The organism is Comamonas sp. B-9 (assembly GCF_000410635.1).
In the GTDB taxonomy this organism is placed as follows: Bacteria; Pseudomonadota; Gammaproteobacteria; order Burkholderiales; family Burkholderiaceae_C; genus Comamonas.
Window position 1 is genome coordinate 30,922 of sequence record NZ_KE148671.1, and the last position, 6,610, is coordinate 37,531.

Annotated in this window: 3 protein-coding genes and 1 pseudogene; 2 read left to right on the plus strand and 2 right to left on the minus strand. The window is 66.0% G+C overall.

Annotated features, from left to right (window positions below; all coding sequences use genetic code 11):
- Positions 1-86 precede the first annotated feature (86 nt).
- Positions 87-2,231, plus strand: a complete 2,145-nt coding sequence (locus tag H928_RS29640; RefSeq protein ID WP_021028765.1) for a prolyl oligopeptidase family serine peptidase — start codon at positions 87-89, stop codon at positions 2,229-2,231.
- Here H928_RS29640 and H928_RS0123935 read toward each other — a convergent pair.
- Both H928_RS0123935 and H928_RS0123940 read right to left on the minus strand, forming a co-directional pair.
- Entirely contained in the window at positions 2,228-3,538 is a 1,311-nt protein-coding gene (locus H928_RS0123935; protein WP_021028766.1) for an MFS transporter, read from the minus strand. The genes H928_RS29640 and H928_RS0123935 overlap by 4 nt on opposite strands.
- A gap of 82 nt (positions 3,539-3,620) precedes the next feature.
- Positions 3,621-5,717: a TonB-dependent siderophore receptor gene (locus H928_RS0123940; RefSeq protein WP_021028767.1), complete on the minus strand. Its 2,097-nt coding sequence runs from the start codon at positions 5,715-5,717 to the stop codon at positions 3,621-3,623.
- Positions 5,718-5,986: 269 nt separating this feature from the next.
- Between H928_RS0123940 and H928_RS33885 the strand changes: the two are divergent.
- A pseudogene (locus tag H928_RS33885) lies at positions 5,987-6,610 on the plus strand (apolipoprotein N-acyltransferase); the annotation flags it as partial.

Consider the following 6,610-nt stretch of genomic DNA (forward strand, 5'->3'; position numbering starts at 1 on the left):
GCCTTTTTTATCGGCGCTCGCTGCGCCTGCCCGGTGTTTGGCCTTGTCAGCAGGGCGGTAGCGCAGCCTCCCTAAAATGCTGCTCCATGCCCACCTCTCCACAAGCCCCCACCCCGGCAGCTGCCGCTGATAGTGCAACCACGGCTCAGCAGCCAGCCTGGCCGGCCATCACCGCCCCGCATGCGGCGCCCCAGGACCACTGGATTGAACAGCTGGGCCGCCGGCGCAATGATGACTTTGCCTGGCTCAAATACATCCCCGAGACCGGCACGCGCAGCATGGACAACCTGCCCGAGCCCCTGGGCAGCCTGCTGCAGGCCGAGCGCGACTATGCGCAGCAGATGCTGGCGCCGCAGGCCGCATCGGCGCAGCGCTTCTACGATGCGATGGCGGCCCATGTCTGCAGCACTGCGCTGGCTGCGCCCGCCGCGCTGCAGGGCTGGGTCTATAGCAGCCAGCCAGGGGCGGGCGGCCAGCGGGTGTTTGTGCGCAGCCATTCGGATGGCCGGGTGCAGACCCTGGTCGACGAGGCCGTGCAATCGCAGGGCCATCGGTACTACCGCGCCACCGACCACCAGGCCAGCCCGGATGACCGCTACTACGCCTGGGCCGAAGACCTGATCGGCAATGACCGCCACCGTATCTGCGTGCTCGACACCGATACCGGCCAGACCCAGGTGCTGGTGGAGGGCGACGCCTTTGGCTATGGCGGGCTGACTTTTTCGCCGTCCTCGCAGGACCTGTTCTGGATCTGGCGCGATGCGCACAGCCGGCCATCGCGCCTCTACCGCAGTGCGTTGCAGGGCGGGCAGCCGGTGCTGGTGCATGAGGAGGCCGACCCGGCGCTCTTCATGCGCGTGGCGCGCACGGCGGCCAATGGCTTTGTGGTGCTGAGCCTGTTCGGGCCCGACACCAGCGAGCTGCACCTGATTGCCGCCGGCCAGGAGCATGCCGCGCCCCGCCTGCTGCGCCCGCGCGAGCGCGGCATCCGCTACGAAGTCAACGAATGGAATGGCAGCCTGGTGGCGCTGACCAATGCCGGGGGCGCCACCGACCGCCAGATCCTGCGGCTGGGCCCCGACCTGCAGCCCCAGCAAACGCTGGCCGCCCACCGCCTTGGCGTGCCCATCATCAAGATGCAGCCCTTTGCCAGTACGCTGGTGCGGCTCGAGCGCGCCGATGGCCTGCACCAGCTGGTGCTGCTGCAGCGCGACGGGGCGCAAACCACGGTCCGCTTTGACGAACCCGCCTACACCTTGGACCTGCTGCCCGGCCAGCACTGGGATGCCAGCCATGTGCGCATCAAGCACCAGACGCCGGCCCAGCCGCCGCGCTGGCTGGACATCCGCCTGGCCGACGGCCAGATGACCGAGGTGGGGCGCGAGACCTGGAGCGGACTGGACCCGGCCAACTACCGCATCGAGCGGCTGCAGGCGCGCGCGGCCGATGGCCAGTGGGTGCCGCTGACGGTGCTCTCGCGCAAGGACATCGACGCCAGCCAGCCCCAGCCGCTGCTGCTGACCGGCTATGGCGCCTATGGCATTGCGCACGAGGCCTCGTTCTCGCTGCCGGCCCTCGCCTGGGCCGATGCCGGCTACCGCTATGCGATCGCCCATGTGCGCGGGGGCTCGGAAAAGGGCCATGACTGGTACCAGGGCGGCTGCCGCGAGCACAAGCGCAACTCGATGACCGACTTCATCGCCTGCGCCCAGCATCTGCAGCAGCTGGGCTACAGCACGCCGCAGCAGACGGTGGCCCAGGGCATATCGGCCGGCGGCCTGCTGGTCTGCGGCGCGATGAACATGCAGCCCCAGCACTGGGCGGGCGTGATTGCGCAGGTGCCCTTTGTCGACATGCTCAACACCATGAGCGATGCCGACCACCCGCTGGTGCCGCTGCTGCGCCCGGACTGGGGCGATCCGCTGGCCGACCCGGTTGCCTATGACTACATCGCGGCGCTGTCGCCCTACGAGAATGTGCGTGAGGCGGCCTACCCGCCGCTGCTGTGCACGGCCGGCTTGAAGGATGACCGCGTGCCGTACTGGGAGCCGGCCAAACTGATGGCCAATGTGCGCCGCCGCTCCACCAGCGCGGCGCCCGCCTTGTTGCTGCTGAACCCGGACAGCGGCCACCAGGAAAGCGACCAGCAGGAGAGTGTGTTGGGCCAGGCCGCGCGCCTCTGGGCCTTTGCCCAGCACTGCGCCACGGCCGGCAAGCCGCCAGCTGTTTAGCGTGGCAGCGCTGCCTGGGGGCGGCTGCGTTGGAACAGCCCCCAGGCGCACCAGGCCGACACCAGCAGTGCCGGCACGGCCGTGACCGAGATGGCGCTGAGCAAATGGCCTTGCACCACCCAGGTCGAGATAAAGCCCGCCAGCAGCGGGCCCAGCGCGCTGAAGACCGAGACCACAAAGCTCCACAGCGCAAAGATGCGGGCGCGCAAGGCGGCAGGGGTGAGGTCCTGCAGCATCGTCGGCACCAGCGCATTGGCGGTGCAGGTGATGAAGAGAAAGAGCCCCACCACCACAAAGGCCTGCGGCAGCGACGCGGTGGAGAACAGCATCAGGATGGCCGGGATGGCCAGCAGCGCGCAGACGCCCATGAGGAGCGGGCGCACCGCCTGGCCCAGGCGCTGGGCGAGCCAGCGGTCCAGCCAGGCCACCACGGGCAGGCAGCCCAGGGTGCTGACCAGCAGGATCGGGCCCATCACCTCGCCAATATGGGCAGGCGTGGCCTCAAAGCGGCGCTCCAGCGCCAAGGCGATCAGCTGGTTCAAGCCTTGCACGGCAACCATCAGGCTGCCGGCAATGCCGACAAAGAGGCCAATGGGCTGCCAGCGCGCGCGCAGAAACTGGCGCAGCGAGGCGCCGCTGGCGCCATCGCTGCTGGCGATGTAGCGCGGCGGATCGGCGGTGAACAGGCCCGCCAGCAGCAAGGGCAGGCCGGCGACCGACAGCAGCAAGAAGGCCTTGCGCCAGGCATCCATGTCACCCGGGATCAGCGCGACGGCCGCGCTCTGGATATCACCGGCAAAATAAAAGCCGGCACTGGCGCCGCTCGAGACCAGGGCCGCAAAGCCCAGGTTGGCCAGCACGCGGTGGCGCTGCGGCGCCAGGTCGGGGATCATCGAATACACCAGCGGCACCATTGCAAACTCGGTGATACCGGCGGCCGAGCGACCCAGAAAGAAGAGGGGGAAGTTGGGCGCCAATGCGCTCAGCACCATCATCGCGGTGGAGGCCGCTATCAGGCAGAGCAGCACGCGCTTGCGCGAAAAACGGTCGGCAAACCGCGCCAGCGGAATCGCGAGGGCACTGCCCACCAGCACGCCGGCCAGGCCCTGCAGCGCGCCAATGGCGGCATCGCTGATCGCAAAGCTTTTCTGGATGGCCGACAGCGAGATGGCCTGCAGGCCATAGTCGCTCATCTGCACCCCGGCGGTGAGGCCCAGAAAAACAACCGTCAGCAAAGCACGAACGGACCACTGCGCGGGTCCGGTGTCGGCGGCAGAGGGGGCGGCACTGCCGGAAGAAGTCGTCATGGAATTGCAGTCAGAGAAAAAGCCACACCCCATGCTGCGGACACTGCCGCAGCATGGGCGCTAGGCTTTCGATCTTAGTGGCTTACTTCCACTGGTACTGCAGCTGCACGTCAACGGTGCGGCCACCGCCGTAGTAGCAGTAGAAGTCACAACCACTGACATAGGTCTTGTCGGTCAGGTTGCGGGCATTGAGTTGCAGCGCCCATTCGCGGCTCAGGTCGTAGCGCACCATCAGGTCCAGCAAGGTGTAGCCGGAGATGCGCTTGCCGGGGCTGTAGCGCTGGTCTTCGGTCTGGCCGTTGTAGCGGGCACCGGCGGCCACGGTCAGCTTCTGGCTGTTGGCCAGGCTCAGGCTGTGGCTCAGCCACAGGCTGACCTGGTTGTCCGGGATCAGCGGCGTGCGCACGGTCTGCGTGGCCGAGATGTCCTGCTTGGAGTTGTTGTGCGTGTAGGCCGCCTTGATGGCAGTCGCCGCGCCCAGCTTGAAGTCGCCTTGCAACTCGATGCCCTTGTTGGTGCGCTTGCCCGACTGCGTCTGGATGTTGGAGGCGTCCGAGATCAGCGCGTTCTTTTCCTTGATGTCAAAGTAGGCGAGGGTCAGGGTGCCGTTGAGCCAGGTGGGCTCCATCTTCAAACCGATTTCGCTTTGCTTGCCTTCGTAGGGCTTGTAGGCCCTGCCTTCGCTGTCCACGCCGGTGATGGGCTTGAAGGATTCCGAATAGCTGATGTAGGGCGAGACACCGAAGTCGGTGATGTACATCGCGCCCAGGTTGACGCTGTTCTTGCTCACGTCATAGGCCGCATCGGAGCCGCTGACCGAGCCCGTGTTCTTGGCCTTGTCATGGCGGAAGCCGGCGTTGAAGTTCCAGTGGCTGCCCACGCGCAGCTGGGTGGAGGCATAAGCGCCCCACTGCTTCGAGTGCAGGCCATAAGGCGTGCCGGTGATGTCGAAAGGCGCGCCGTAGACGGGGTTGAACATGTCCAGGCCCGGCACAAAGCCAAAGCCGTTGTTCAGGCCATCGGTGTCGGACTTGAGGTAGTCGATACCGAAGGTGGGCAACAGCTGGATGCTGTCGGACAGCTTGAGCTTGCCGGTGATGCGGTTGTCCAGGTAATGGCTCTTGGAGGTGCCATCGGTGTAGGTGTAGCCGCGCGACAGCGTCCGGTCACCGTCCGAGCCATAGGCAAAGGTGTTGACCTGGTCCAGATCGAGGTGGGTGTACTTGTAGTTCTGCGTGAACTTCCAGTCGCTGTTGATCTGGTGGCTCAGCAGCCAGCCCAGGCTCGACTGGGTGCGCTTGAGGTGGTCCACACCGGGCTCGCCTGCGTTCAAGCGGCGGTCGATGCGGCCATAAGGCGTATCGGTGATGGTGCCGTAGGCGGGCAGGAAGCCGTTGGTGGGGCGGCCATCTTCGCGCTGCACGCTGCCCAGCAGGGTCAGCGAGGTTTGGGGCGTGAACTCCATCGTGACGCTGGGCGCCAGGTAGTAGCTCTTCATATTGGTTTCGCGCTGCATGCCGTCTTCGCGGCGCGCTTGCGCCACCAGGCGGTAGTACACGGTGCCATCGGCATTGGCGATGTCGTTGTAGTCGATGCCAGCGCCCAGGCGCTTTTGGTTGCCGACCTCGGTGTTCAGCTGCAGTGCGCGTTCCTTCTTGGGGCGCTTGGTCACCAGGTTGACGACACCGCCGGACTCGGAGGCGCCAAAGACCAGCGAATTGGCGCCCTTGACGACTTCCACCGTTTCCACGCCAAAGATTTCAGGCTTCCAGACAAAGTAGCCGTTGGGCGAGGTAGGGGTGCCGTCCAGCGACACCGAGGCGTCAAAGCCACGGATCTTGAACCACTCGACCTTGTTGTCCGCGCCAAAGGGCTCGCTGACCACGCCGGCCTGGTACTGCAGGGCCTGGTCGAGCTTGCGCGCGCCCAGCGCGTCGATCTGGTCCTTTTGCAGCACGGCGCTGGAGTTGGGCGCGTAGAAGTCCAGGCTTTGCAGGTCGTTGACCGAGCCGATGACGGTCACGGTCTCCAAGGTGGTGCTGGGGGCGTCGGCCTTGGCGTTGGCTGCCGCGGTGTCGGTAGTGTCAGCCGTTTGTGCCAAGGCAGGGGCCGCAAAGCCGATGGCACCAATGGCCAGCAGAACGGCGTGAACCACCGGGGTGTAGCGTGCGTATTGCATGGTTGGGAAGGGTGAAAGGGGTTGGCAGAAGTGATGGGTAACTAGTTTGTAATTTTATATTGCAATCGATAATTGTTCTCAAATGCATTCTCTTTTGTAGCGAATTTGCTGCATTTGTTATTTTCTATCGACCATTGCCCGACGTAGCCGCCAGCTGCGCTGGGCCCTCCGCGCTGCTGCCCACTCCAGAGGGGGATCGCGTATAGTGCGCCCAGCGGCCGTGCCCAAAGAGCGCGCGGTGGTTCCCCCTGCCAAACCCTGATTGACCTGTGCCCGCGTCCTATTCTTCTTATTCCCTGTTTGAGTCACCCCGCCGCTTTCCCTGGCTGTGGGCCTGCCTGGCACTGGTCGCCGGGGTCTTGCAAGCCTGGTCGCTGGCCTGGCCCTGGCATAGTGATGGTTTCCCGGCCAGCTATGGCCAGCCGCTGTGGTGGCTGCAGCTGCTGTCGCTGGCGGTGCTGCCTGCGGCACTCATGCGCGTGCAGCGGCCCTGGCACGGGCTGCTGATCGGCTGGGCCTTTGCCTGCGCCTGGCTCTGCGCCACCTTCTGGTGGCTGTTTATCTCCATGCACACCTATGGCGGCCTGCCGGCGCCGCTGGCGGTTTTGGCGGTGCTGGGGCTGGCGGCATTTTTGGGGCTGTACTACGCCGTCGTCTGCGGCCTGTTTGTGGCCTGGCGCGGCGAGCGCCTGAGCGGCGCGGTGCTGCTGTTTGCCGCGCTGTGGCTGCTGGCCGAGCTGGCGCGCGGCCAGTGGTGGACCGGTTTCCCCTGGGGCGCCGGTGGCTACGCCCATGTCGATGGGCCGCTCGCAATCCTGGCGCCCTGGATCGGTGTCTACGGCATTGGTGCCGTCGCATCGGCCGCTGCGATGTGGCTGGGGGGGGGGGGGGGG